Origin of the sequence: Streptomyces sp. NPDC059788 (genome assembly GCF_042732265.1) — a bacterium.
Taxonomy (GTDB): Bacteria; Actinomycetota; Actinomycetes; order Streptomycetales; family Streptomycetaceae; genus Streptomyces.
Genome location: NZ_JBHWHY010000012.1, coordinates 114,473 through 139,441, shown reverse-complemented (window position 1 = coordinate 139,441; position 24,969 = coordinate 114,473). Strand labels below are relative to the sequence as shown.

Here is a 24,969-nt window from a genome sequence, read left to right as displayed (position 1 = left end):
GGTCGCGGGCCGCGGGCGTACGCCAGGATCGTCGCCATGGATCTGCTGACAACGCTGGTGGACAAGGGACTGCGGCGCGAACTGCCGACCCGCGAAGAGGCGCTCGCCGTACTGGCGACGTCCGACGACGACCTGCTCGACGTGGTGGCCGCGGCCGGAAAGGTACGCCGCCGGTGGTTCGGGCGGCGGGTGAAGCTGAACTATCTGGTCAACCTGAAGTCCGGGCTGTGCCCCGAGGACTGCTCGTACTGCTCGCAGCGGCTCGGTTCCAAGGCCGAGATCCTCAAGTACACCTGGCTCAAGCCGGAGGAGGCGTCCGAGGCGGCCGCGGCCGGGGTGGCCGGCGGCGCCAAGCGGGTCTGCATCGTGGCCAGCGGTCGCGGGCCCACGGACCGGGACGTGGACCGGGTGTCGCAGACCATCGCCGCCATCAAGGAGCAGAACGAGGGCGTCGAGGTGTGCGCCTGCCTCGGCCTGCTCTCGGACGGCCAGGCGGCCCGGCTGCGGGCCGCGGGCGCGGACGCCTACAACCACAACCTCAACACCTCCGAGGCCACCTACGGGGACATCACCACCACCCACACCTACACCGACCGGGTCGAAACGGTCCAACAGGCGCAGGCGGCGGGCCTGTCCGCCTGCTCCGGCCTGATCGCGGGCATGGGCGAGAGCCACGCGGACCTGGTGGACGTGGTCTTCGCGCTGCGCGAGCTGGACCCCGACTCGGTGCCGGTGAACTTCCTCATCCCCTTCGAGGGCACCCCCCTGGCCAAGGAGTGGAACCTCACGCCGCAGCACGCGCTGCGCATCCTGGCGATGGTGCGGTTCGTCTGCCCGGACGTGGAGGTGCGGCTGGCCGGCGGGCGCGAGGTGCACCTGCGCTCGCTGCAGCCGCTGGCCCTGCACCTGGCCAACTCCATCTTCCTCGGCGACTACCTGACCAGTGAGGGCCAGGCGGGCAAGGACGACCTCGCGATGATCGCGGACGCGGGCTTCGAGGTGGAGGGCACGGACACCACCACCCTGCCGGAGCACCGCGCGGACGCGCTCGCGGGCGGCTGCGGCGGTCACGGCGGTGGCGGCTGCGGGCCGTGCGGGGACGGCGACGCGTCGGAACCCGCCGTACGGACGGGGGCGGGGGCGGACGCGGTGGCCGTGGGCGCGGAAGCCACCGCCCGGCCGGAGACACCGCAGGCCGGGGCCCCCGCCGCCGCGGCTCCCGCCGGTGAGGCCCGCACGGACCTGGTCTCCGTACGCCGTCGGGGCGCCGGTACGGAGCTGCCGCCGAATGCCTGAGCCCGCGCCGCTCACCGCCCCCGAACTGCTGGCGCTCGACCGGCAGCATGTCTGGCACCCGTACGGCCCGATGCCCGGCCGGGCCGCGCCGCTGGTCGTCGAGTCGGCGTCCGGCGTACGACTGCGGCTGGCCGAACCGGTGGAAGGCCGGACCGAATTGGTGGATGGAATGTCCTCCTGGTGGTCGGCGGTGCACGGTTACAACCACCCGGTGCTCAACGACGCCGCCCGCGGCCAGCTGGACCGGATGAGCCATGTGATGTTCGGCGGGCTCACGCACGAGCCCGCCGTACGGCTCGCCACCCGGCTGGCCGAGATCACCCCGGACGGCCTGGAACACGTCTTCCTCGCCGACTCCGGATCGGTGTCGGTCGAGGTCGCGGTGAAGATGTGCCTCCAGTACTGGCGCTCGGTCGGACAGCCGCGCAAACAACGGCTGATGACCTGGCGCGGCGGCTACCACGGTGACACCTGGCAGCCGATGTCGGTATGCGACCCGCAGGGCGGTATGCACGAGCTGTGGCAGGGCGCCCTGCCCCGGCAGCTCTTCGCGGACGCGCCGCCGCCAGGGTTCGACGCCCCGCCGGACCCCGCGTACGCGGCGCATCTGCGCGACCTGATCGCACGGCACGCCGACGAGCTGGCGGCGGTCGTCGTCGAGCCGGTGGTCCAGGGGGCGGGCGGCATGTCCTTCCACTCCCCCGGCTATCTGCGGGTGCTGCGCGAGGCGTGCGACGAACACGGCGTCCTGCTGGTCCTCGACGAGATCGCCACCGGCTTCGGCCGTACGGGATCGCTGTTCGCCGCCGGGCACGCGGGCGTCACACCGGACGTGATGTGCGTCGGCAAGGCGCTGACCGGCGGGTATCTCACCATGGCGGCGACCTTGTGCACATCCGCCGTGGCCGACGGGATCTCCCGCGGCGACGTGCCGGTCCTCGCGCACGGCCCGACCTTCATGGGCAACCCGCTGGCCGCCGCGGTCGCCAACGCCTCGATCGACCTGCTGCTGTCGCAGGACTGGGCCCGTGAGGTCAAGCGGATCGAGGCCGGACTGCGCGACGGCCTCGCCGGCGCCACCGCCGTCGAGGGCGTGCGGGACGTACGCGTCCTGGGCGCGATCGGCGTGGTCCAGCTCGACCACGAGGTGGACATGGCGGCCGCCACCCGGGCGGCCGCGCGGGAGGGCGTGTGGCTGCGCCCGTTCCGCGACCTCGTGTACACGATGCCGCCGTACATCACCGGGGACGAGGACGTGGCGCGGATCTGCGCGGCGATGTGCGCGGTGGCGCGCGGGAGTTGAGGGGCGGCGCGCGGGAGCCCTGGGTGCGCGCCGCCCGGCCTGCGCGCCCACGTGCCCACAGCCCTTCGAAGCGACAACCACCCTCCACGACAGGAGAACCCCTCATGCCGGTGCTGTTCGTAACCGGAACCTGCACGGAGATCGGGAAGACCGTGACCACGGCGGCGCTCGCCGCCACGGCCCTCGGTCGGGGCCGTTCCGTGGCAGTCCTCAAACCTGCCCAGACCGGTGTCGCCTTGGACGAACCAGGTGACGCCGCGGAAGTCGTACGGCTCGCGGGCCCGCGCGTCACCACCGCGGAACTGGCGCGCTATCCCGAACCGTTGGCCCCCGCCACCGCCGCGCGCCGCGCCGGGCTGCCGCCGGTGCGCCCCGAGGAGATCGCCGAGGCCGCGGCCAAACTGGCGGCCTCGCACGACCTCGTGCTGGTCGAGGGCGCGGGCGGTCTGCTCGTGCGGTTCGACGACGCGGGCTCGACCCTCGCCGACGCGGCACGCCTGGCCGGGGCGCCCGTGCTGGTGGTGGCGCAGGCAGGTCTGGGGGCACTCAACGCCGTGGCTCTCACCGCGCTGGCCCTGCGCGCGTACGGCCTCGACTCCCCCGGAGTGGTGGTGGGCAGCTGGCCGGCCGCGCCCGGTCTCGCCGCCCGCTGCAACCTCGACGACTTCCCCGAGGCGGCCGGCGCCCCGCTCCTGGGCCGTATCCCGGAAGGAGCGGGAGGCCTGCCGCCCGAGGAGTTCCGTACGCGGGCGCCGGGCTGGCTGGCGCCCGCGCTCGGCGGCACCGGCTGATCCGCCGCCCGGCGCCGCGTCCCCACGGTGGTGCCGCGGCACGGCACGGCGGACACTCGAACCGGCGAACGTCGTCCGGCGAAAGGACCAGCCATGCCACACCGCAGGCGAGTCGAGCGAGGAGTCGTGCACCACCCGGTCTTCGCCCAGTGGTACGCGTGTTTCGCGGACCACCGCACGGGACTTGCGGCCCTGCGGCACGACATGCTGGCCGGGCTCTCCGGCCGGGTGATCGAGATCGGCGCCGGTACGGGCCCGAACTTCGCCCACTACCCCCGCACCGTCGCGGAGGTGGTGGCGATCGAACCCGAACGCACGCTACGGCGCCGGGCCCAGACCGAGGCGGCGCGCTCCGGCATCCCGGTGGACGTCGTACCGGCCACGGCGGAAGCGCTGCCGGTCAAGAGCGAGGCGTTCGACGCGGCGGTGGTGTCGCTGGTGCTCTGCTCGGTACGCGACGTACAGCGCTCACTGTCGGAACTGCGACGCGTGCTGCGGCCCGGCGGCGAACTGCGCTTCTTCGAGCACGGCCGCTCCCTGCGCCACGGCCCCGCCACGGTGCAGCGGGCCCTGGACCGCACGGTGTGGCCCCTGCTGATGGGCAACTGCCACCTGTCCCGCGACCCGCTGCACGAACTGCGGACCGCGGGCTTCACCGTAGGCACCTACCGTCGCGGCCGCGTGCTCGGGCCCGGCCCCGCCCTGCCGTGGACGGTGGTGGGCGTGGCACGGCGGACGGGGTAGGGACGGCGGGGAGAAAGCCGCCGACTCCACCGAAGACCTGACGGGCCGCGAGACGCGTCGGGCGCGGACATCGAGCGCGCGGGCCGCACCGACGACCGCCGCAATTTCCGTCCGGGGCACTCACTAAGGATTTCCCTAGCGACCGGTAATCCATGGGGCAACGGTCTGCCGGCTCGCGGATAGTATCCCTGCCGGTTCCCCTCCGCCGGCTGCCCCCGGACCGCCGGATCTCCCCTGCTCCCGCGGTCTTCTCGCGTGCCCCTCCGACTTCGGAGCCTTTGGAAGGAGGCGAAGTCTTGACAACAGCTCCCCCGCGGAACCGTCTGCAGTCGCTCACCGGGTTACGGGCCCTGGCGGCGCTCGCCGTGTTCGGTGCCCACGCCGTCTATACCCCCGGACTTCTCCAGGACAAGAATCTTCTCAACTCACTCGGGCTCGCCGTCGCGTTCGCCTGCGCCGCGGTCTCCCTCTTCTTCGTGCTCAGCGGCTTCGTCATGACCTGGTCCGCCCAGCCGGGCGACACCGCGCGGGGATTCTGGCGCCGCCGCTATCTCCGGATCTTCCCCAACCATCTCGTGGTCTTCGCCCTGACCATGGTCTTCCTCACCCTCTACGGCGCCTCGGGCCAGTCCCCCATGCCCGGATACGGCCAGGCTCCGGAGGCGGGGCCGTCCCTGTCCCAGATGGCTCTTGTGCAGGTGTGGTTCCCCCGCGTCGGTTACTTCAGCGCCGAGAACGTCGTCACCTGGTCCCTGGCGTGCGAGGCGTTCTTCTACCTGTGTTTCCCCGCGCTGCTCAGGGTCATCCGCAAAATTCCCGCGGAACGCCTCTGGGCCTGTGCCATCGGCACCGTCCTCGTCGGCCTCGCCGTGCCGGCCCTCGCCCAGTTCATCCCGGGCCCCGGCGCGCTGCCGGGACTCCCCGTCTCGGAAAAGGCCCTCTGGCTCTCCTACGTCTTTCCGCCCAGCCGCATTCCCGAATTCATCCTCGGGATGCTGCTCGCCCGCATCGTCCGCGAAGGCCGCTGGATCAACCTGCGTCCCCGGCACACGGCCTGGCTCCCCTTCCTGACGATCGGCATCACCACCGTTTTGCCCCGCACTTTCATGTTCGGCAGCATCTACGCCGCCTCGTGCGCACTCCTCGTCGCCGCCGTCGCCGCACGGGACATCGATTCCGCCCCGTCCTGGCTGCGCTCACGCACGATGGTCCATCTCGGCGAACGGTCTTTCGCCTTCTACGTCGTCCACTACTTCACGATCACGCTCGCCCTCCAGTTCCTCATCGGGAATCGATCCCAATTCGGCCTGCTCGGGACCGTCGCAATCGCCTGCCTCGTCTTCCTTCCACTGTCCGCCGTGGGCGCCTACCTTCTGCACCGCTACGTCGAACACCCCCTCACACAGAAATTCTCCCGCCCCAAACGCGCCGTACGAACCCCGTCGCCGGAGGCCGTCGCCGGCTGAGCCGATGGCGGATACGTGCCCGTCGGCCCCGGTCTCCGGGGCAACCGTCACGCCGCCGCCTGCCCCGCGGTGACGGGCGTGATGTCCAGGCCGCGGCTGCGCAGCCCGTTGCGGCGCAGGTACGCCCGTCCGAAGCAGCGCTGGAAGGCCAGGATCGCCAGGACGGTTACGCCCAGCAGCACATCGTCGAGGACCGGCACCAGATCGACCGGCAGGGTCATCGCCAGGGCGACCCGTACCGTACTGTCGACCAGGCAGGCGACGCCCCAGAAGGCGCTGCAGATCCACAGCATCCGGCGGAACGCCGGGTAGCGGTCCCAGTTCGCCGCCAGCGCCCGCTGTTTGTCCTCGTCCACGACGATCCTGGTCGCCTCGTAGAGGAAGGGCCGCCGGGACAGCAGCGTGCACAGCATCCACACGCCGATCGCGGCCATGCCCCAGCCGTTGCGGACGAGCAGCATCCGTGGGCTGCCGGTGACGAACGACATCGCGACGGTGAGGCCCATCGTGCCGAGCATGAAGATCTGCAATCCGCCGATCCGGCGTTCGGCGACGATGCCGCGGACCGCACCGGCCGCCGGGATCAGGGCGCCGGCCAGCAGAGCGAGGTACTGGTTCACGCCGAGCCACCGCAGACCGTAGAAGAGGGCGAGCGGGACGATCACATGGACCAGCAGTACGCGGCTGAACACCCCGCCCGATGGGGTGGGGCGCCGCGCGCCTGGGCTTTCTGCCACAACACAACCTTTCCGAGGGTGACTTCTTCTGGTCGGGCGTTCCGCGGGAGGGAGATCAGCCGGACCGGGTGGCGAGGTCGAACGCGATGACCAGTTCGCGGGTGTACACGTCGAAGTCCAGCCCCGGCTCGCCGCGCAGCCGCTGGGCCGCGGCGTCCACGGCACCGCGGATCATCACCGCCATCGCGGGGACGTCGAAGGCACGGAACTCGCCGCCGCGCTGCCCGGCCGAGAGCAGCCCCTCCAGTCCGCGCACGCTCGGTTCCTGCGCGCCCTGTGAGGTGTAGGGCCGCCCGCCGGCATCGCGCACATGCGGACCGATCTCGGTGAGCGCCAGCATTTCCTGCGGGTGCTCGCGCAGGAACCGCAGGTTGGCTTCCAGATACGCGCGCAGCTTGCCGGCCGACGTTCCCTCGGCCGCCATCCGGGCGCCGATGAACTCCGCCCCGGCCGTGAACACTTCCCGCACGATCTGGTGGATCAGATCGTCCTTGTCGGCGAAGTGGTACGAGATCATCCGCGGGCTGCTCAGCCCGGACCGCTCGGTGATCCTGGCGAAGGTCGCCTTGGCGTAGCCGAGTTCGGCGATCGTGTCGATCGCCGCCCGCACGATCTGCGCCCGCCGCGCCTCGTTGGTGAACGTCCGCTCCGTTCGCCCTGTCCGCTCTGTCCGCTCGGTGCGCGCCATGACCATCCCGCCGTCGCCCTCGTTTTATCCAGCCGGATAAACCTTACCTCGACTGAATCAAAGAACACCAGACGCCGTGGACGGGCGGACGCCCCCTTCGACGAAGGCGGCCACACCTGCCCGGTCGGCGCCGCTGTCATGCGGCGGAACGGGAGGCGGACACCGTCGACCCGATGCCGTGTCGTTTGACCTTGTCGCTGCGACAACGTTTCTACTGTTGTCATGCGAATCGGAGAGCTCGCCGCCGTCGTCGGCGTCACCACCCGCGCCGTACGGCACTACCACCGCATCGGACTGCTGCCCGAGCCGCAGCGGCAGCCGAACGGGTACCGCGAGTACACACTGCGTGACGCCGTCGAGCTGGCCCGGGTCCGCCGGCTGACCGAGCTCGGGCTGAGCCTGGACGAGGTCAAGGACGTACTGGCGGACGACGCGGGCAAGGAACTCCTGGAGATCCTCACCGAGCTGGACGCCGATCTGGCCCGCCAGGAGGAGGCCATCCGGCAGCGTCGCGCCCGGCTGGCCCGGCTGTTCGAACAGGCCCGGCAGACCGGCCGGCTGCCGGCCGAGGCGCCCGTCTCCCCCGAGCTCGCCGCCATCTTCGACAACATGGCCCGCGCCTGGGAGCGGGCCCCCGGGCCGGAACCGGCGATGGCGGCCAAGGAGCGCCAGCTGCTCGCCCTGCTGGAGACCGGCTCGCCGGGCGGCGACCGCGGCTGGCTCGACACCATGGTGCGCAGCCTCAGCGGCGACCCGGCGGCCATGGAGCGCGCCTACGCGGTCTACGCCCAGCTGGACGAACTGGCCGGGGCCGCCGAGGACGACCCGCGGGTGGAGCGGACCGCCCGGGCCATCGTCGACAGCATCCCCCAGGAGGCGGCGCAGGCGCTGAGTATCCCGGACGAGGGGGACGTGGGAGAGGGCGGCGGGTTCGCGGACGCCTTCTTCGCGGAATTCGCCCCGGCCCAGGCCGCGGCCGTGCACCGCGCCGTCGCGTTGCTGAGGGAGCGTGCCCGATGAAGGGGCCGACGGCGCAGACGGCGCCACCCGCGCTGCCGGTGCTGAGAAGGGCCGTGCGCTGGGCGTTCAGCGCGCTCGTACCCGCGGAACTGGTGCTCGTCCTGTGTGTGCTCGGCGGGGTGCGCATACCCCCGGCCGCCCGTCTGGCGACGGAGTCGGTCATGCTCCTGCTCGCGGCCGTGTCGGCGACCCTGATCTGCCTCGACCACCGTCGCCACCGCCGCGCCGGTCTCGACCGCCGCTCCGCCTTCCTCGCCGCGATCGCCGACACCGTTCCGGCGGCCGTACGCAAACTGACCGCCCACGAGGTCTTCCTCTCCACCAGCTTCCTGCGCTGGGTGACGCGCCGCGGCCCGCACGGGGTGCGCGACGGCGATCTGCCCGTTCCGTACGCTCCCGGGCAGACGGCGACCACGTACGGCTTCCTCTTCGTCTGCGTCGTGGAGACCGTGGCGCTCGCCTTCCTGATCCCGTGGCCGGTGGTGCACGCCGTCACCCTCGTCCTCGACATCTGGGGCTGCTACTTCGTCATCGCCCTGCACGCCTCCTGCGTGGTGCGCCCGCACGTGGTCGGAGCGGACGGGTCGCTGCGCCTGCGCTACGGCGCCCTGCTGGACATCCGCATCCCGGCCGACCGGATAGCCTCCGTACGCCTGTGCCGGGAGTTCCCGGACGGCAAGCTGGCCGTCGTGGACGAGCACGGCGTTGCCGACATGGCGGTGGCCGGGCAGACGACGGTCACCGTCGAGCTCACCGGGCCGGTGCGGTACGTACGCGCCCTGGGCAGGCCCGCCGAGGCCCGCGCGTTCCGCTTCTACGCCGAGGACCCCGCGTCCGCCGTCGCCGCGCTGAGGTCTCACCACCCCGTGCCGGGCCGGACCGGCACCGCGGGGGGATACCCGGGCAGCCGAAGCTGCCCTACTGTCGGGGGCCACGCGGGAGTTGCCGCCCCGTGCGACACGGGGCCGACGTCGGGAGGCTGACGTGTCCACATCGGTCCCGGGTACGGCGAAGGGCGCTCCGGACGGCGGCCACGCGGCTGCCCGGGCGGCGGCGCTGGTCAAGACGTACGGGACGGGCGAGGCCCGGGTCGTGGCGCTGGACGGCGTCGACGTGTCGATCGGGCAGGGGCGGTTCACGGCGGTGATGGGCCCCTCGGGGTCGGGGAAGTCCACGCTGATGCACTGTCTGGCGGGCCTGGACACGGTGTCCGCCGGCCGGGTGTGGCTGGGCGAGCGGGAGATCACGGGTCTCGACGACCGGCAGCTGACCCGGCTGCGCAGGGACCGCGTCGGCTTCGTGTTCCAGTCGTTCAACCTGCTGCCGACCCTGACGGCCGAGGAGAACATCACGCTGCCCATGGACATCGCGGGCCGCAAACCGGACCGGGAGTGGCTGCGCGAGGTGATCGGCACGCTCCGGCTCGGCGACCGCCTGCGGCACCGGCCCTCCCAGCTCTCCGGCGGGCAGCAGCAGCGGGTGGCGTGCGCGCGGGCCCTGGCCGCCCGCCCCGCGCTGATTTTCGCGGACGAGCCGACCGGCAACCTGGACTCGCGTTCCGGGCTGGAGGTGCTCCAGTTCCTGCGGGAGGCGGTGGACGGACTGGGGCAGACGGTCGTGATGGTCACCCACGACCCGGACGCCGCGGCCCACGCCGATCTGGCGCTCTATCTGGCCGACGGCCGGATCGTGGACGAGACGGCGCGGCCCACCGCGGAATCCGTACCGGACCGCCCGCGGAACGGCTGACGTCCCGTGCTGCGGGCCACGCTCCGGAGCTTCTTCGCGCACAAGGGGCGGCTGGTGCTCTCCGCCCTCGCCGTGGTGCTCTCGGTGGCGTTCGTGGTGGGCAGCCTGATCTTCTCCGACACGACGGGGGCCACCTTCGACCGGCTCTTCGCCTCGACGGCTTCGGACGTCCAGGTGGCGCCGCGGCAGGACTTCGACGCCCCGGGCGGCATCGGTTCGGCCGAGACCCCGACCGTGCCGGCCGCCCTGCGGGAGCGGGTGGCCGGTGTCCAGGGGGTGGCGCGCGCCCGCCTCGACGTGAAGGTGGAGCGGATCACCGTCACCGACGCCCGCAACCGGCCGGTGGGCGCGACGCGCAACGCCGCGTCCACCGCCGCCAACTGGTCCCCTGGCGCTCCCGGCCCGATGCGGGTGACCAGCGGCCGTCCGCCGCGCGGCCCCGGCGAGGCGATGATCGACCGGGACACCGCGGACCGCGAGGGCGTACGGATCGGTGACACGCTGCACGTCATCGCCCCGCCGGGCACCGTGCCCGTACGCGTCGTCGGCATCGCCGCCTTCACCACCGCCAACCCGGGCGCATCCCTGGTCCTCCTGGAGACCAGGGCCGCCCAGCGCGGCCTGCTGGGCAGCACGGACAGGGCGACCGGGGTGTCCGTGGACGCCGTGCCCGGTGTGCCGGACCGCGTGCTCAAGAGCCGGATCGGCGCCGCGCTGGGCACCGGCGCCGCCGCGTACGACATCCGTACGCGCGACGAGCAGAAGAAGACGCAGGCCGAGGAGTTGGGGGACTTCCTCAGCATCCTCACGTACCTGATGGTGGGCTTCGCGGGCGTCGCCGTCCTGGTCGGGATCTTCCTGATCGTCAACACCTTCTCGATGCTGATCGCGCAGCGCACCCGGGAGCTGGGCCTGTTGCGGGCGCTCGGCGCGGACCGCCGCCAGGTGCGCCGGTCGGTGCTGCTGGAGGCGCTGCTGCTGGGCGTCTTCGGCGCCACGGCGGGGCTCGCCGCGGGGCTCGGGCTCGCGGTGCTGCTGGTCGTCGCGATGGGCTGGTTCGGGCTGCGGCTGAACACCGCCGACCTGGTGCTGAACTGGCCGACCGCGGTCGTCGGGTACGCCGTCGGCGTGGGCGTGACCTTCGTCGCCGCGCTGCTCCCCGCACTGCGGGCGGGCCGGGTCTCCCCGATGGCCGCCCTCGCCGACGCGGAACTCCCCGGCACCGGGCGGCCGTTGCGCGCGCGAGCGGTCGCCGGGTCCCTGGTGGGCGCGGCGGGCGCGGGCGCGCTGGCGGGCTGTGTGCTGAGCGGCCGGACGGCGGTCGCCGGGGCGCTGCTGGGGCTCGGCGTGCTGCTGACGCTGGTGGCCGGGGTGATCGCGGGACCGCTGCTGGTGCGCCCGGTGATCCGGCTGCTCGGACGCGGGCTGGAGCCGGTGTTCGGCGCGGTGGGCCGGATGAGCCGCCGCAACGCGCTGCGCAATCCCCGCCGTACGGGGGCGACGGCGACGGCCCTGATGGTCGGGCTGGCGCTGGTGGCCGGGCTGTCGGTCGCCGGGGCCTCGGCGGCCGCTTCGGTCAACCAGCAGATCGACCGGACGCTGGGCGCCGACTTCGTCGTACAGAACGCGTCGTTCGTACCGTTCTCCGGGGAGATCACCGAGCGGGTGCGGGCGACGCCGGGGGTCGGCACGCTCGTACGCCAGCGGATCGTTCCCCTGAAGCCGGCGCTGCCGGACGGCAAAGCGGTCACGACGGTGGCGGGGGCCTTCGATCCGGGCTTCGACGAGGTGGGGAAGGTGTCGTACGCGGCAGGGAACAGCGCGGCGGCCCTGGCACCCGGAAGAATCGGCCTGCAACGGAAGTTCGCCCGGGAACACGGCCTGCGGGTGGGCAGCCGGCTGGACGCGGTGCTGCCGTCGGGGCGGCCCGCCCGCTTCACGGTCGGCGCGCTGACGGAGGACTCCAGCTCCGGTCCGGGCGCCCAGGGGGGCATCTTCATGGGCATGGCCACCTTGGAGAGGTACGTGCCGCGGGGGCAGGACTCCGTGCTGTACGTGAACGCCGCGGACAGCACCGATCCGCAGCGGCTGCGGGCGGCCCTGGAGCGGACGCTCCGCCCCTTCCCGCAGGTCCGGGTCAACGACCGGGCCGACTACAAGGAGCTGGTCAGCGGCCAGATCCAGGCACTGCTGAACCTGCTGTACGGGCTGCTGGGACTGGCGATCGTCATCGCGGTGCTGGGCGTGGTCAACACGCTGGCGCTGGCCGTCGTGGAACGCACCCGCGAGATCGGGCTGCTGCGCGCCGTCGGCCTGTCCAGGAAGCAGCTGCGCCGGATGATCCGGCTGGAGTCGGTGGTGATCGCGCTGTTCGGCGCGATCCTGGGCCTGGGGCTCGGGCTGGTCTGGGGCGTCGCCACGCAGCGGGTGCTGGCACTGGAGGGCCTGACGGCGTTCGCGGTCCCGTGGACCACGGTGGCCGCCGTGGTGGTCGGCTCGGTGCTGGTCGGCCTGTTGGCGGCGCTGCTGCCCGCGCTGCGCGCGTCCCGGCTCGACATCCTGACCGCCATAGCCAATGAGTGACCCGCGGCGCCACACCTCGACATGGTTCGACGCAAGACGAACCTCCACCTACACTCACCAGCGGTCCGCGCCACACGCGACCACCACCGCTCGCGCCGGCTCAGCACCGCGCGCACGCATCCCAAGGGGGCCCCATGCCACGTCCGTTCCGTTTCGGCGTCAACATGATCAGCATCGAGTCGGGGGCGGAGTGGCGGCAGAGGTGCCGCCGGGCCGAGGACCTGGGGTACGACGTGGTGCTGGTACCGGACCACCTCGGCTGGCCCGCACCGTTCCCCGCGCTGGTCGCCGCCGCCGAGGCGACCGAGCGCCCGCGCCTGGGCACCTTCGTCCTCAACGCGGGCTTCTGGAACCCCGCCCTGCTCGCCCGCGAGACGGCCACCACCGACCTGCTCACCGACGGCAGGCTCGAACTGGGCCTGGGCACCGGATACGTACGCGCCGAGCACGACAGCGCGGGCCTGCCCTGGGGCACCCCCGGCGAGCGGGTGGACCACCTCACGCGGACGGTCGAGGAGCTGGACCGCCTGCTGGGCGACCCGGAACACACACCGAAGACGGCCCAGCGCCCCCGGCCGCCGCTGCTGATCGGCGGCAACGGCCCGCGCATGCTGCGCCTGGCCGCCCGGTACGCGGACATCGTGGCCTTCACCGGCGGCCGGGCCGCCCCCGGCAAGCCGGAGGGCACCCTCGAACTCCTCCCGCCGGACGCCCTCGAAGACACCCTGACCGTCTACCGCAAGGCCGCCGCGGACCGCGCCGCACCGGCCGAGCTGAACATCCTGGTCCAGCAGGTCCTGGTCACCGACGACCGGCGCGCCACCGCGCGCGACATCGCCGGGCACGCCATCGGCGTCGACGAGGAACAGGCCCTCCGGATACCGACGTTCCTGATCGGCACGGCCCGGCAGATGGCCGAGCAGCTCCGCGAGCACCGCGAGCGCTACGGCTTCTCGTACATCACCGTGCTGGACCCGTTCATGGAGGCGTTCGCTCCGGTCATCGAGGAACTGCAGGGCAGCTGACACGGGCACGGTCCGTACGGGACGTGCACGGTCCGCACGAGCACGGTCCGCACGAGCACGACCCGCCGTACGGCCCCGGGCGCGGCGCCGCGGTCCGTACGGCCGCGGCGTCTCGGAGTGCGGAAGCCGATGGCGGCGCGGAACCGTTCCGTGCTTGGCTGCCGGGCATGATCGATGTGCGCATACGGACAGCCGTACCGGATGACGCCGAGGCCGTGCTCGCCTTCTGGCGGGAAGCGGCGGAGGGCACCTCCATCACGGACGACGTGGACGGGGTGACCCGTCTGATCGAGCGGGACCCGCTGGCCCTGATCATCGCGGAGGCCGGCGGAGCCCTGGTGGGCTCCGTCATCGCCGGGTACGACGGCTGGCGGTGCTCGCTCTACCGGCTCGCGGTGCTGCCCGCGCGCCGCCGCCAGGGCGTGGCGACGGCGCTGCTCGAAGCCGCCGAACGGCGTTTCCTGGACGTGCACGGCAGGCGCGGGGACGCCATGGTGCTGGAGTCGAACGAACGGGCCCACCGGGCGTGGTCGGCCGCTGGATACCGGCGCGAGGACCACTGGCGGCGGTGGGTGAAACCACTGGCCCACGACTGATCCGGCCCTCCCTGCCCCCGCTGTCCGACAAATCACCACCCGTTTTGCTCATCCTTTACCATGGATGCTTCTCACGTCTCCCAACGAAAGGAGTGAGCGTCCAGCCATGGGCGAGCCTCCCAGTTGTCATCCCGTCCGCGCCCGGAGCGCGAACCTCCCGGTCCTGTTCGATCATGGGACGGAGGTGACCCGATGACCGAGCTGCTCCTCCTGGCCGTGGCCCTGCTCCTGACCCTGGCCTGCGGTGTCTTCGTCGCGGCCGAGTTCTCGCTGACGACCGTCGAGCGCAGCGATCTGGAACGTGCCGTGGAGCGCGGCGAGCGCGGCGCGGACAGTGCGCTCAAGGCCGTCCGCGGCCTGACGTTCCAGCTGTCCGGCGCACAGCTCGGCATCACCGTGACCGGCCTGGTCATCGGCATGCTCGCCAAGCCGTCGATCGCCGCCCTGCTGGCCGGGCCGCTCGACGCCCTGGGCCTGCCGCCCTCCGCGGGGAACTCCGTGGCCCTGGTTCTCGGTACGGCCGTCTCCACGGTCGTCCTGATGGTCATCGGCGAGCTGGTCCCCAAGAACTGGGCCATCTCCAGCCCGCTACCCGTCGCCCGCCGGGTCGCCACCGCGCAGCGCGGCTTCAGCGCCGCTTTCAAGCCGCTCATCGGGCACCTGAACAACACCGCGAACCGGATGATCCGCCGGATGGGCATGGAGCCCGCCGAGGAACTGGCCTCCGCGCGCGGCCCGCAGGAACTGGTCGCGCTGGCCCGGCACTCCGCCAAGGAAGGCGCCCTGGAGCCGGACACCGCCGAGCTGTTCGTCCGCACCCTCGCCCTCGCCGACCTGACCGCGGAGAACGTCATGACGCCGCGGGTGCAGGTCACCGCCCTGGATGTGCAGTCCACGGCCGAGGACGTGGCCACCGCGACGCGCGCCACCGGCCTGTCCCGCTTCCCCGTCTACCGCGGCGGCCTGGACTCCGTGGTGGGCGTCGCCCACATCAAGGACGTGCTGGCCGTCCCCGCCGGGCGGCGCCCCCGCCACCCGGTCTCCGAGCTGCTGCGCGAGCCGCTGCTCGTACCGGAGACGCTGACCGTCGACAAGCTCCTGGACCGGCTGTCCGGCAAGCAGACGATGGCCGTGGTCATCGACGAGTACGGCGGTACGGCGGGCGTCGTCACCCTGGAGGACATCGTCGAGGAGGTCGTCGGCGAGGTACGCGACGAGCACGACCCGATGGAGACGCCGGACCTGGCCCCGGCGGGCGAGGACGCGGACGGCCGGGCCCGCTACGAGGCGGACGGCGCCGCACGCACCGACCAGCTGGAGCAGATCGGCCTGAAGCTGCCAGAGGGCCCGTACGAGACCCTGGCCGGTCTGATCGCCACCGAGCTGGGCCGGATTCCGGCCGCCGGGGACGGCCTGGAGGTCGCCGGCTGGCGGATGGACGTCCTGGACGCCTCCGGTCACCGCGCGGCGCGGGTGCTGCTGCGCGCGCCGCTGCCGGACAGCGACGACGAGTCCGGGGAGGAGACCCGATGACCGCGCTCCAGCTCTTCGTCGGCCTGCTCACGCTGGTCGTCAACGCGTTCTTCGTGGGCGCCGAGTTCGCGATGATCTCGGTGCGCCGCAGCCAGATCGAGCCGCACGCCGAGGACGGCGACCGCCGCGCGGACCGGGTCCTGTGGGGCCTCCAGCACGTCTCCGGCGTGATGGCGGCCGCGCAGCTGGGCATCACCCTGTGCACCCTGGTGCTCGGAGCCGTCGCCGAGCCCGCCATCGCCCACCTCCTGGAGCCGGTCTTCGACGCGGTCGGTATGCCGGACGCCCTGGTCCACCCCGTCTCCTTCGTCCTCGCGCTGGCCGTGGCGACGTATCTGCACATGCTCTTCGGCGAGATGGTGCCGAAGAACGTGGCACTGGCCGAGCCGGTGCGCACCGCCCTGCTGCTGGGGCCGCCGCTGGTCGCGCTGACCCGCGCGCTGCGACCGGTGATCTTCGCGATCAACACGTTCGCCAACGCGCTGCTGCGGCTGCTGCGGGTGGAGGCCAAGGACGAGGTGGCCGCGACGTTCTCGGACGACCAGCTCGCGAAGATGGTCGAGGACTCGCAGGCCGCCGGGCTGCTGGACGACCGGGCGAAGAAGCGCCTGCGGGACGCCCTGGAGCTGGGCCGCCGGCCGGTCGCCGACGTGGTGGTGCCGGTGGAGCGGGTCGTCACGGCCCGGCTGGGCAGCACGCCGGAAGGCGTCGAGGAGCTGGCCGCCACGTCCGGCTTCTCACGCTTCCCGGTCGTCGACGGCACCCAGCGCATTCTGGGATATCTGCACGTCAAGGACGCCCTCGACGCCTCGCCGCGGGATCTGCCGTTCCCCCTTTCCGCGCTGCGGCCGATCGCCCGGGTACGGGCCGAGACCCCGCTCGACGACGTCCTGTCGGCGATGCGTGCCTCCCGTACGCACCTGGCGGCGGTCATCGGCAAGGACGGCCGCCTGGCGGGCCTGGTCACGATGGAGGATGTGCTGCGGGAGCTGGTGCTGCAGCAGCAGCCCCGCAAGGCCGCTCCGGCCGGGGGTGCGCACCGGCGGTAGGATTCCTCCCGCCATGAAGATCAATGCCACCTACACCAGTTTCGTCGCGGTAGGCGACAGCTTCACCGAGGGCATGTCCGACGCGCTGCCGGACGGCTCGTACCGGGGCTGGGCGGACCTGCTGGCCGCCCGGCTCGCGGCCCGTACGCCCGGCTTCCGGTACGCCAACCTCGCCGTGCGCGGCAAGCTGATCGGGCAGATCACCGACGAGCAGAGCGGCCCGGCGGCCGCGATGGGCGCGGACCTGGTCACGCTGGTGGGCGGGCTGAACGACGTACTGCGGCCCAAGTGCGACGTGGACCGGGTCTGCGGCCTCCTGGAGGAGGCCGCCGGGCGGATCGCCAAGGACTGCGGACAGCTCGTGCTGATGCGCAGCCCCGGGCGGCAGGGGCCGGTCCTGGAGCGGTTCCGGCCCCGTATGGAGCAGCTCTTCGCCCACATCGACGCGCTGGCCGCCCAGCACGACGCCATCGTGGTGGACCTCTTCTCCTCCCGTGCGCTGGCCGACCCGCGGATGTGGGCGGAGGACCGGCTCCACCTGAACGGGGAGGGGCACGAGCGGGTGGCCGAGGCCGTCTGGCAGGCGCTCGGCTTCCCCGCGGAGTCCGACTGGGACGCGCCGCTCCCCGCCTTCGTACCGCCGGGGTGGGCGGCCCGGCGCACCTCGGATGTGCGCTTCGCGCACCGGCACCTCGTGCCGTGGATCGGCCGGCGCCTCACCGGCCGGTCCAGCGGGGACGGCCGCGCGCCGAAGCGTCCCGAGCTGCTTCCCTACGAGGAGCCGCGCCCGTAGGAGGGCCCGGCCCCGCGCTCACTCCCCCTGGCGGGCGGTGGTGCGGGCGTAGTGTCCGGCGATCTCGTCGCTGGTCGTCAGCCACACGCCGGGGTGGTTGGCGATGTGTTCGAGCGCCTGGTCCAGGTACTTGTGCCGGAACGGCTGGTTGACGACGAACGGGTGCAGGACCAGGGACATCACCCGGCCGCTGTGTTCCGAGTCGGCGTACAGCTGGTCGAGCTGGTCCTTGACGATCCGCACGAAGTCCGGCCCGCTGAGGCTCTTGCCGACGAACAGGCTGATGTCGTTGACCTCGATGGAGTACGGCACGCTCAGCATGCCCGGTACGTTCAGCCGGTACGGCTGGTCGTCGTTGGCCCAGTCCAGCACGTAGTCCAGGCCGAGTTCGGCGAGCAGCCGCGGCGTCCGGAAGGTCTCGGTGAGCGCCGGGCCGAGCCAGCCGCGCGGCCGTCGGCCGGTGGCCTTCTCGATGGTGGCGACGACCTCCGTCAGGAAGGCGCGCTCCTCGTCGACGGCCATGTCCGCCTGGAAGGTGGAGTTGTCCCGGCCGTGCGCGATCCACGCCCAGCCGCGCCGCCGGCCCGCTTCGACGATCTGCGGGTAGTGGCGGGTGACCTCGGAGTTGAGCATCACGCTCGCGCGCAGCCCGTGCCGGTCGAGGCTCTCGATGAGGCGCCAGATGCCCACCCGGGGCCCGTAGTCGCGCCAGCCGTAGTTCAGCGGATCGGGGGCCAGCCCCGCGGTGCCCGGGAAGATGCTGGTCGAGGGGCGGTCGATCCGATAGTGCTCGACGTTCAGCCCCACGTAGAAGGCGACCCGCGCGCCGTCCGGCCAGTGGATCGGCTCGCGCTCGACGATCGGGCTGTAGTCGAAGAGTTCGTTGTCCATGGTCCCCCACCTCATGCCGGTGTCCGTCGGGGGTGCCGCGGCCGTACCGGGCACCCCCACCCGATGTTCACACTAGCGCGAACATCACTGAGCCCTCCCGTGACTCCCGTCACACACCCGCCGGGGCCCCCGAACCCGGCCCCTCCCCCTCACTGCGGATGGCAGGGAACGCCGCTGCGCCAGGACTCGGTGGAGGCGGCGATGATCTCGTCGAGCCGGTCCCGGGTGCCCACCAGGTCACCGATCTGCCGGTCGATGCGCTCCCGCTCCTCCGAGAGCCACGCGAGCAGCTCCGGAGTGGCCACACCGGTCGACATGCACGGCAGCATCGCGAGGATCGACTTGCTGGACAGCCCCGCGGCGTAGAGCTGCTGGAGCGCCCGGACGCGGTCGACCGCGTGGTCCGGGTAGTGCCGCTGGCCACTGGGACTGCGTTCCGAGGTGAGCAGGTTCTGCTCCTCGTAGTAGCGCAGCGCCCGTACGCTCACGCCCGCCCTGGTGGCCAACTCGCCGATCCGCATCGTGCCCCTCCTGCTGTTCCGGGTGCCGTGGCTCACATGACTTGCCTCTGACGTCAACGTCAGCTTTTAGCGTAGCGAACGCACACCCCACTCCTGCTGTGAGAGCGAAGGACACCCCGTGACCACCTTCTTCGACAGTTTTCCGCTCGGCGGCCTCCGGCTTCCCAACCGGCTGGTGATGGCCCCCATGACGCGGTCCCGCGCCTTCGCGGACGGCATACCGAACAGCTCGGCGGCGGCCTACTACGCCCAGCGGGCGACGGCCGGGCTGATCGTCAGCGAAGGCGTGCAGCCGAGTGCGCAGAGCCAGTCCAACCCCAGCACTCCCGGGCTGCACAACGACGCGCAGGTCGCGGCCTGGCGGCCGGTGACGCACGCGGTGCACGCCAGCGGCGGCCGGATCTTCGCCCAGCTCATGCACGGCGGCCGGGTCGGCCACCCGGCGGTCGCCGGTCACCATCCCGTGGCGCCGTCCGCGGTCGCCCTGCGGGCCGAGGTGTTCACCGGTCCCAAGGGTCCGCTGCCCGCCCCCGTCCCGCGCGCGTTGTCGACGGACGAGGTCAGGGACGAGGTACGGGTCTTCGCCGACGCGGCGCGGCGGGCGGTCGACGCCGGTTTCGACGGCGTCGAGCTGCACGGCGCGAACGGCTACCTGATCCAGCAGTTCCTCTCGTCGAACGCGAACCGGCGCACCGACGCCTACGGCGGGTCCGTCACCGGCCGTATCCGGTTCGCCGTCGAGGCCGCCGAGGCGGCCGCCGACGCGATCGGCGCCGACCGGGTCGGCATCCGCCTCTCGCCCGGCGGCACCGTCTGGGACATGAGCGAGGACGACGTACCGCGCCTGTACGGGGCCCTGTTCGACGCGCTCGCCCCGCTCGGCCTCGCCTACGTGCACCTCCTGGCCACCGCCGGGGAAGACCTGCTCGTCGCGCTGCGCAAGGCGTGGCCGACCGCGTTCATCCTCAATCCGGGCGGGCAGATCGGCCCGCGCGAGGGCGACCAGGAGACCGGCGAACACTGGCTCGGCCTCGGCGCGGACCTGATCAGCTACGGCCGCGCCTACATCGGCAACCCCGACCTGGTCGAACGCTTCCGCGCCGGACTGCCGCTGCGCGCCACCGGCCGCGAGACGTGGTACCAGGGCGGCGACAGCGGATATCTCGACTTCCCCAGCCACCAGTACTGACCGCGGACCGGCGGCCGGCGGGCGCGCGCACGACGGGCCCGCCGGAGGAGTCGCGTTCCCCGGCGGGCCCGGTACCACGGCCGGCGCACTGCCGCCGGAAGGCGCTTCGTCAAAGAGGCATGCTGATACGGATGGTCTTCGCCGCACCCGGGCCCAGGCGGATGTTCGTCTCGTCGGCGAAGTGGCGTACGAGGTGCCAGCCGAAGCCGCCGCACCGTTCGACGTCGGGTGTGTGCTCGTGCGGCAGGGCGGAGCTGTTGTCGCCCACGGTGATCTCCAGGTGGTCCCCGGCGCAGCTGAGGCCGAACTCGGTCACCGAGCCGGCGTGGCGAAAGGCGTTGGTGACCAGTTCGGAGACCACCAGCAGTACCTCTTCGACGGTGGCTGTCGTGGGGGGCGTGGGCAGGGCGGACAGGTATCCGCGGGTGACCTGCCGGGCCTGGGAACTGCTGCGCAGGTAGCCGGTGCGGGTCGCGGCCGGGGTGCGGGGACGCTGTCCTGCGGCCGGTGTCCGGTGCTCGTGCGCCCCCGGTCGCGGGTCGAAGGGGCGCCACATGTCTACCTGGTCCACGGAGCATTCCGCCATGACTTCATCCCACCCTCGCCGTGCCGGCCGCGCGGTGGCCGTAGGGGCTGCTGCCCCTTTTCCGGCGGTCGGCTACTGATCTGTCGCTTGCCCGGTCCGTCCGGTGTCAACCGCGTGTGCTTCCGTGCGCCCGGGGCGCACCGACCACCGGCAGTGCCTTGGTCAGGTCGTCCGTGAGCGCGGGAGCCCGGCCGGGGACCAGACGGCTGCGCACCTGGTAGCGGGCGTGCCCGGCATCGGGACGGGCCGTCAGGGCCACGGTGACCGGGCCGGCGAAGGTGTAGGACCGCTCGGCGGCGTAGCGCCGGACCTCGGCGGCCAGCTCCGGTCCGAGCTGGTCCTGATGGCCGGCCAGCTGACGGTGGCTGTCCGCGGGCAGCTCGACGGTGAAGCGGTTGGGCACCACGGTCCGCCCCTGCCCCATGATCAGGGCGTTGGCGTCGCACTCGCGGTGCAGCCGGGCCACCACGTCCATCGGCCGGTCCTGGGACTTGCGCACCGAGTCCCACGCGGCGGCCGTCCAGCGCTCCACGGCCTGTTCGAAACGTCCGATCATGTTCATCCCTGGCACCTGTCCGTCCGCAGCCCGGTCATATCCGCCCATCCGGGTGTCCGTCGGGGCTCCTGCGGTTCAACGGCCGCCCCGCCTCCCGGACACGCCCACCCGCGACGGCTCACGCGAATGCTTTCCGTGGCGTGTTTCCGTAGCGGCAGGCATCGCCTGGGGCGCAGCCGCGGCGCGCCGTACCCGCAGCGCACGGCTCAGATCGTTCGGCTCAGATCGGCTCGGTTCGGTTCGCCGGGCGGCGTCCGCAGCGCGGCGCGGTCAGCCTCCCGCCGCCGCTCCGGCCGCGATGACCTCGCGGTTGACGGCGCGGACGCGGTCGGGATCGACCTTGAGCTTGCGCCGGTCGTACGTCCAGAAGCCGTTGAGTTCGTTCTCCAGGTCGGAGACCTGCGTGTAGATCGAGCCGGACAGCTGCCCGCCCGCCTGCCGCAGGTAGAACGTGCGGGTGTTGTCCACGTACTTCCGGGTCAGCGCCTCCGTGTCGGCCACCCCGCTGTAGATCACGGTCGGGGTACCGGGCCACATGTGGCCCGGAGTGCGCAGGGTGAAGCCGCCGTGCTCGCCGTCCATCGCGGCCCGGCGGTCGTCGGGCGCGGGCGGGTCGACGTTGTTGTAGTCGTGGTGATCGATGATGTCGCCCTTGCCCGAGTCACCTTTGGAGTTGCAGCAGTTGACGCCGCTGTGCGCGTTGACGACGCGCGAGGGGTCCTCGGCCTTGACGGACTCGGCGAGGCGGCCGGTGGCCTCGCGGTCCCACTCGCCCCAGCCCTCGTTGAAGACGATGTAACCGCCGACGGCCGGGGAGTTGTGCGTCAGCTTCATCATCTGTCTGCCCTGGTCGGTGAACGCCCGCTGCCCCTGCTCGCCGGTGATGTCGCCGGAGACGAAGTCCTGCCACACCAGCAGTCCGAGCCGGTCCGCGTGGTAGTACCAGCGGGGCGACTCGACCTTGATGTGCTTGCGGACCGCGTTGAAGCCGAGCCGCTTCTGCCCCTCCAGGTCGAAGCGGAGCGCCTCGTCGCTGGGCTGGGTGTGCAGGCCGTCCGGCCAGAAGCCCTGGTCCAGCATGGCGAGGGAGAAGAAGGGCTTGCCGTTCAGGACGAGCTTGGGGTGGCCGCCGACCTTCTGTACGCCGATGGAGCGCATCCCGAAGTAGCTCCTGACGAAGTCCTTCGGCCCGCCGTCGCGCAGGGTGATGTCGAGGTTGTAGAGGTAGGGGTCGTCGGGCGACCACAGGTGCTGGTCCCGCACCTTGAGGTTCAGGTTCGCGTTGGCCGCTCCGGTGACCCTGCCGACCTCCTTGCCCTCCTTGTTCCGCGCCACGGCCGTGACCTTCGCCCGCGGGGAGGCGTTGCGGGATTCCGCCGTCACCTTCAGGGTGCTGCTGCCGATGTCGGGGGTGGTGACGATCCGGTCGACGGCCGTCCTGGCGACGGGTTCCATCCACACGGTCTGCCAGATCCCGGAGGACTGGGTGTAGAAGATGCCCCCGGGACGCGGCGTCTGCTTGCCCTTCGGCTGGTTGGCGCCGCCGGTGTCGGTGACGCCGACGATGATCTCCTGCTTGCCTCCCTTGCGCAGCGCGTCGGTGATGTCGGCGCTGAAACCGGTGTAGCCACCGGTGTGCCGGGCCACCTCCTTGCCGTTGACCCACACCCGCGCCTCGTAGTCGACGGCGCCGAAGTTGAGCCTGAGGCGCTGCGCGTTGCCGACGTGCCAGCCCCTGGGGACGGTGACGAGCCTGCGGTAGAACATGTGGTCCTCGTGCCGCTCGACCCCGGAGAGCTGCGACTCGACGGGGAACGGCACCGTGATCCTCTCGGCCAGCCGCTTGCCGAACACCGGCTGCTCGCCCTCACGGGCCCCCGCGAACTCCCACCGGCCGTTGAGGTTTTGCCACTTCGCCCGCCGCTCCTGTGGGCGGGGGTACTCGGGCAGCGGGTTGTCCGGGTCGACCTTGTCGCCCCACTTGGTGGTCAGCCGGTGGGTGGAGAGGTTCCCGGCGGAGCGGATCACCACCGGCACGCTCTTGCCTCCGCTGGTCAGCCCGCCCTTGCCGTCGTAGGCGAAGCGCACCCGCTGCCCCTTCTGGACGGGCCCGGCCAGCGTGAAGACCACCGTGCGCGGGTCGTCCCCGTCCCTGACGGCCGACTCCACGGGCATCTGTGTGCTGTCGACCTCCAGCATCAGGTGGTCCTTGAGCGCCTCGGTCACCCGGGCCTCGTCCTCGAACGTCGCCCGCAGCCTGCGCCCGTCGGCGCCGACGGTGAGGTCCACCGGGTACGGCTCGAAGCCGTCCGGCGGGGTGAAGGCCGACTCCGGGACCGGCTGCCGTTTGACGTCCGGGCTCTGCCAGCTCAGCGCCATGTTGGAGCCGCCGGTGTCCTGGAACATCTCGAACCGGAAGTCGTACTGCCGGCCGGCGGCGAGTTCGACGGGGCCGCTCTTGACCTCGACGTCCCAGTCGGGCTTCCAGTGGTCGATGACCGGCTTGCCGTCGATGAAGAACCGGAAGCCGTTGTCGCCCTTGGCGAAGAAGGTGAACTTCCCGCTCCTGGGCGCCTCGATCCTGCCGCTCCACCGCGCCGTGGTGTGCTCGGTACGGCCTGTGACGAGCTGGAAGGTGGAGGACAGGTCGGGGAAGTCGACGGCCGGTTCCAGCGTCGTTCCGCCGAGTTCGGCGAAGTCCCGGGCACCGGGCGCGGACATCCGGAAGTACTCGCCCTTGAGGCCGTGCGCGGCCTCCCGCGGGGCTCCTGCCACGTGGTCGGCGCCCTGACCCGCCGCCGTAGCGGAAGGCGCGAGGCTGCTGAGGGGCAGCGACGCGGCGAAGGCGAAGGTCAGGGCTCGGAGCAGCAGTTGTGGGGACAAGGGCCGGGAGGGTCTCTCGCGGTGTCTCCAGCGCGGGACACCTCTGGCACGCAGGCTCAGGCGATGCGAAGAAGGGAACATAGTCAAACAGTTAGTCACAGCCATCACCGTAAAACAACAGTTCTGCACGGAGATTGGCTGATGTCCGGACAGCGTTCGACCCGGTCCGAGCCGCGATCGCGGCTCGGACCGGGTCGAATCGGCACCGCCGGGCGCAGCCCCGGCATGAGGTCCGCGACGGCCGTACGGACGGGGCCCCGGGTGACACCGCGACCGCGGACACCGTCGGCGAGGTCGCGACTGTCACCGACGGCGGGCCGGCGTCCCGTCCGGCTCTCCTGCGGGACAGTCCTCAGGCGGCGGTCTGTCCGTGCGAACCGTCGCCGGGCCAATCGGGGTAGTCCCACTGGGCGGGGTCGGTGCAGTAGAGCTTGATCGGCTCGAAGTAGAGGAAGATGCAGTTCCCCACCCAGGGCCGCTCGCCGATCTTCTTGCAGTTGAGGAACTCGTTCTTGGCGCGGATGGACCCGAAGAGCCTTCCCTCAGTGGTGCAGGGCTTGTTGGGGTTGATCCACAGCGCTTCCGTCTGGTCCTGCACCTCGTAGGGTGCGGCCACAGCTCCTGCGGGCGTTCCGAGGAGAAGCGCGCCGACGGTGAGCACGACAGCTGACAGTCTCTTCACAGAATCCATTCCTCTCTTTCCGGGGATCACGTGTACGGGTGTATCCGCGTACGGAAGTGACCTGGTGGGGCAAACGGACTCGATAAAGGCTAGTTCCGCAAGATCAGCGTCGAGAGGACGCATTGAGTCAGAACATCGCACCTCGTGCTCCCATGAGGGCTGCCGCCCGCTCTACCAGGGGAAACGCGGTCAGGCGGGGGCGGATCGGAGTGGCGTTCATAGGGAGTTGACTAGGATCTCCGCGGAAAGCCTTGCCATGGTGGAGTTTCTGGGCCCAGCCGTGTGAAC

22 protein-coding genes and 1 pseudogene are annotated in these 24,969 nt (G+C 71.9%); 15 read left to right on the top strand and 8 right to left on the bottom strand.

What is annotated here, in order from left to right; genetic code table 11:
• Positions 1-36: 36 nt before the first annotated feature.
• The 5 genes from bioB (at position 37) to ACFV57_RS13400 (ending at position 5,600) form a co-directional block, all read left to right on the top strand.
• The gene (gene bioB, locus ACFV57_RS13420; protein WP_385229917.1) at positions 37-1,296 is read left to right on the top strand and encodes a biotin synthase BioB; all 1,260 of its coding nucleotides are present in this window, start codon (positions 37-39) and stop codon (positions 1,294-1,296) included.
• Complete coding sequence (locus ACFV57_RS13415) at positions 1,289-2,599, top strand: adenosylmethionine--8-amino-7-oxononanoate transaminase (RefSeq protein ID WP_385229914.1); 1,311 nt, start codon at positions 1,289-1,291, stop codon at positions 2,597-2,599. Before bioB ends, ACFV57_RS13415 begins: the two co-directional genes overlap by 8 nt.
• Positions 2,600-2,703: 104 nt before the next feature.
• Positions 2,704-3,390 carry a dethiobiotin synthase gene (gene bioD / locus ACFV57_RS13410; RefSeq protein WP_385229911.1) on the top strand — a complete coding sequence of 229 codons (687 nt, stop codon included), beginning with the start codon at positions 2,704-2,706 and terminating at the stop codon, positions 3,388-3,390.
• 93 nt (positions 3,391-3,483) lie between these two features.
• Positions 3,484-4,134 (top strand): class I SAM-dependent methyltransferase, encoded by a 651-nt coding sequence (locus ACFV57_RS13405; protein WP_385229908.1) that lies wholly within the window; start codon positions 3,484-3,486, stop codon positions 4,132-4,134.
• 296 nt (positions 4,135-4,430) lie between these two features.
• Positions 4,431-5,600, top strand: coding sequence for an acyltransferase family protein (locus ACFV57_RS13400; RefSeq protein WP_385229905.1), 1,170 nt, complete (start codon positions 4,431-4,433; stop codon positions 5,598-5,600).
• A gap of 47 nt (positions 5,601-5,647) precedes the next feature.
• Here the strand turns inward: ACFV57_RS13400 and ACFV57_RS13395 are convergent, their stop codons facing one another.
• Positions 5,648-6,337, bottom strand: coding sequence for a VC0807 family protein (locus ACFV57_RS13395; RefSeq protein ID WP_385229903.1), 690 nt, complete (start codon positions 6,335-6,337; stop codon positions 5,648-5,650).
• Positions 6,338-6,392: 55 nt separating this feature from the next.
• Positions 6,393-7,025 (bottom strand): TetR/AcrR family transcriptional regulator, encoded by a 633-nt coding sequence (locus ACFV57_RS13390; protein ID WP_385229900.1) that lies wholly within the window; start codon positions 7,023-7,025, stop codon positions 6,393-6,395.
• Between the two features lie 222 nt (positions 7,026-7,247).
• Here ACFV57_RS13390 and ACFV57_RS13385 point away from each other — a divergent pair, with 222 nt between their 5' ends.
• The 9 genes from ACFV57_RS13385 (at position 7,248) to ACFV57_RS13345 (ending at position 17,373) form a co-directional block, all read left to right on the top strand.
• Complete coding sequence (locus ACFV57_RS13385; RefSeq protein WP_385229897.1) at positions 7,248-8,045, top strand: MerR family transcriptional regulator; 798 nt, start codon at positions 7,248-7,250, stop codon at positions 8,043-8,045.
• On the top strand, positions 8,042-9,028 hold the full coding sequence (locus ACFV57_RS13380) for a hypothetical protein (protein WP_385229894.1): 987 nt from the start codon (positions 8,042-8,044) through the stop codon (positions 9,026-9,028). The genes ACFV57_RS13385 and ACFV57_RS13380 overlap by 4 nt, the downstream gene beginning before the upstream one ends.
• A 1-nt stretch (position 9,029) precedes the next feature.
• On the top strand, positions 9,030-9,794 hold the full coding sequence (locus ACFV57_RS13375) for an ABC transporter ATP-binding protein (protein ID WP_385229891.1): 765 nt from the start codon (positions 9,030-9,032) through the stop codon (positions 9,792-9,794).
• A 6-nt stretch (positions 9,795-9,800) separates the two neighbouring features.
• Complete coding sequence (locus ACFV57_RS13370; RefSeq protein WP_385229888.1) at positions 9,801-12,377, top strand: ABC transporter permease; 2,577 nt, start codon at positions 9,801-9,803, stop codon at positions 12,375-12,377.
• Between the two features lie 134 nt (positions 12,378-12,511).
• Positions 12,512-13,402 (top strand): LLM class F420-dependent oxidoreductase, encoded by an 891-nt coding sequence (locus tag ACFV57_RS13365; RefSeq protein WP_385229885.1) that lies wholly within the window; start codon positions 12,512-12,514, stop codon positions 13,400-13,402.
• 167 nt (positions 13,403-13,569) lie between these two features.
• A complete protein-coding gene (locus tag ACFV57_RS13360) occupies positions 13,570-13,998 on the top strand; it encodes a GNAT family N-acetyltransferase (protein WP_385229882.1) in 429 nt (142 codons plus the stop codon).
• A 192-nt stretch (positions 13,999-14,190) separates the two neighbouring features.
• On the top strand, positions 14,191-15,531 hold the full coding sequence (locus ACFV57_RS13355) for a hemolysin family protein (RefSeq protein WP_385229879.1): 1,341 nt from the start codon (positions 14,191-14,193) through the stop codon (positions 15,529-15,531).
• Positions 15,528-16,580, top strand: coding sequence for a hemolysin family protein (locus ACFV57_RS13350; RefSeq protein WP_385229876.1), 1,053 nt, complete (start codon positions 15,528-15,530; stop codon positions 16,578-16,580). Before ACFV57_RS13355 ends, ACFV57_RS13350 begins: the two co-directional genes overlap by 4 nt.
• 13 nt (positions 16,581-16,593) lie before the next feature.
• Positions 16,594-17,373 carry an SGNH/GDSL hydrolase family protein gene (locus ACFV57_RS13345; protein WP_385229873.1) on the top strand — a complete coding sequence of 260 codons (780 nt, stop codon included), beginning with the start codon at positions 16,594-16,596 and terminating at the stop codon, positions 17,371-17,373.
• Between the two features lie 18 nt (positions 17,374-17,391).
• On the opposite strand, the gene ACFV57_RS13340 is transcribed toward ACFV57_RS13345, so the two are convergent.
• Positions 17,392-18,264 (bottom strand): polysaccharide deacetylase family protein, encoded by an 873-nt coding sequence (locus ACFV57_RS13340; RefSeq protein WP_385229870.1) that lies wholly within the window; start codon positions 18,262-18,264, stop codon positions 17,392-17,394.
• A gap of 149 nt (positions 18,265-18,413) precedes the next feature.
• Positions 18,414-18,785, bottom strand: coding sequence for a MerR family transcriptional regulator (locus tag ACFV57_RS13335; RefSeq protein WP_385229867.1), 372 nt, complete (start codon positions 18,783-18,785; stop codon positions 18,414-18,416).
• 118 nt (positions 18,786-18,903) lie between these two features.
• On the opposite strand from ACFV57_RS13335, the gene ACFV57_RS13330 reads away from it, so the two are divergent.
• On the top strand, positions 18,904-19,974 hold the full coding sequence (locus ACFV57_RS13330) for an alkene reductase (protein ID WP_385229864.1): 1,071 nt from the start codon (positions 18,904-18,906) through the stop codon (positions 19,972-19,974).
• Between the two features lie 109 nt (positions 19,975-20,083).
• Here ACFV57_RS13330 and ACFV57_RS13325 read toward each other — a convergent pair whose 3' ends face one another.
• From ACFV57_RS13325 to ACFV57_RS13310, 4 genes and pseudogenes are all read right to left on the bottom strand, one after another.
• Positions 20,084-20,545, bottom strand: a complete 462-nt coding sequence (locus ACFV57_RS13325; RefSeq protein WP_385229861.1) for an ATP-binding protein — start codon at positions 20,543-20,545, stop codon at positions 20,084-20,086.
• Positions 20,546-20,666: 121 nt separating this feature from the next.
• The gene (locus ACFV57_RS13320; protein WP_385229857.1) at positions 20,667-21,122 is read right to left on the bottom strand and encodes a DUF3662 domain-containing protein; all 456 of its coding nucleotides are present in this window, start codon (positions 21,120-21,122) and stop codon (positions 20,667-20,669) included.
• Positions 21,123-21,392: 270 nt separating this feature from the next.
• Positions 21,393-23,999, bottom strand: a pseudogene (locus ACFV57_RS13315) (PA14 domain-containing protein); the annotation flags it as partial.
• Positions 24,000-24,351: 352 nt separating this feature from the next.
• Positions 24,352-24,681, bottom strand: coding sequence for a hypothetical protein (locus ACFV57_RS13310; RefSeq protein WP_385229854.1), 330 nt, complete (start codon positions 24,679-24,681; stop codon positions 24,352-24,354).
• Between the last annotated feature and the right edge of the window lie 288 nt (positions 24,682-24,969).

Coding starts and splice junctions, on each gene's coding strand:
- ACFV57_RS13380 (WP_385229894.1), top strand. CDS start 8,042: ATGAAGGGGCCGACGGCGCAGACGGCGCCACCCGCGCTGCCGGTGCTG.
- ACFV57_RS13360 (WP_385229882.1), top strand. CDS start 13,570: ATGATCGATGTGCGCATACGGACAGCCGTACCGGATGACGCCGAGGCC.
- bioB (WP_385229917.1), top strand. CDS start 37: ATGGATCTGCTGACAACGCTGGTGGACAAGGGACTGCGGCGCGAACTG.
- ACFV57_RS13390 (WP_385229900.1), bottom strand. CDS start 7,025: ATGGCGCGCACCGAGCGGACAGAGCGGACAGGGCGAACGGAGCGGACG.
- ACFV57_RS13405 (WP_385229908.1), top strand. CDS start 3,484: ATGCCACACCGCAGGCGAGTCGAGCGAGGAGTCGTGCACCACCCGGTC.
- ACFV57_RS13340 (WP_385229870.1), bottom strand. CDS start 18,264: ATGGACAACGAACTCTTCGACTACAGCCCGATCGTCGAGCGCGAGCCG.
- ACFV57_RS13345 (WP_385229873.1), top strand. CDS start 16,594: ATGAAGATCAATGCCACCTACACCAGTTTCGTCGCGGTAGGCGACAGC.
- bioD (WP_385229911.1), top strand. CDS start 2,704: ATGCCGGTGCTGTTCGTAACCGGAACCTGCACGGAGATCGGGAAGACC.
- ACFV57_RS13385 (WP_385229897.1), top strand. CDS start 7,248: ATGCGAATCGGAGAGCTCGCCGCCGTCGTCGGCGTCACCACCCGCGCC.
- ACFV57_RS13365 (WP_385229885.1), top strand. CDS start 12,512: ATGCCACGTCCGTTCCGTTTCGGCGTCAACATGATCAGCATCGAGTCG.
- ACFV57_RS13335 (WP_385229867.1), bottom strand. CDS start 18,785: ATGCGGATCGGCGAGTTGGCCACCAGGGCGGGCGTGAGCGTACGGGCG.
- ACFV57_RS13320 (WP_385229857.1), bottom strand. CDS start 21,122: ATGAACATGATCGGACGTTTCGAACAGGCCGTGGAGCGCTGGACGGCC.
- ACFV57_RS13350 (WP_385229876.1), top strand. CDS start 15,528: ATGACCGCGCTCCAGCTCTTCGTCGGCCTGCTCACGCTGGTCGTCAAC.
- ACFV57_RS13355 (WP_385229879.1), top strand. CDS start 14,191: ATGACCGAGCTGCTCCTCCTGGCCGTGGCCCTGCTCCTGACCCTGGCC.
- ACFV57_RS13415 (WP_385229914.1), top strand. CDS start 1,289: ATGCCTGAGCCCGCGCCGCTCACCGCCCCCGAACTGCTGGCGCTCGAC.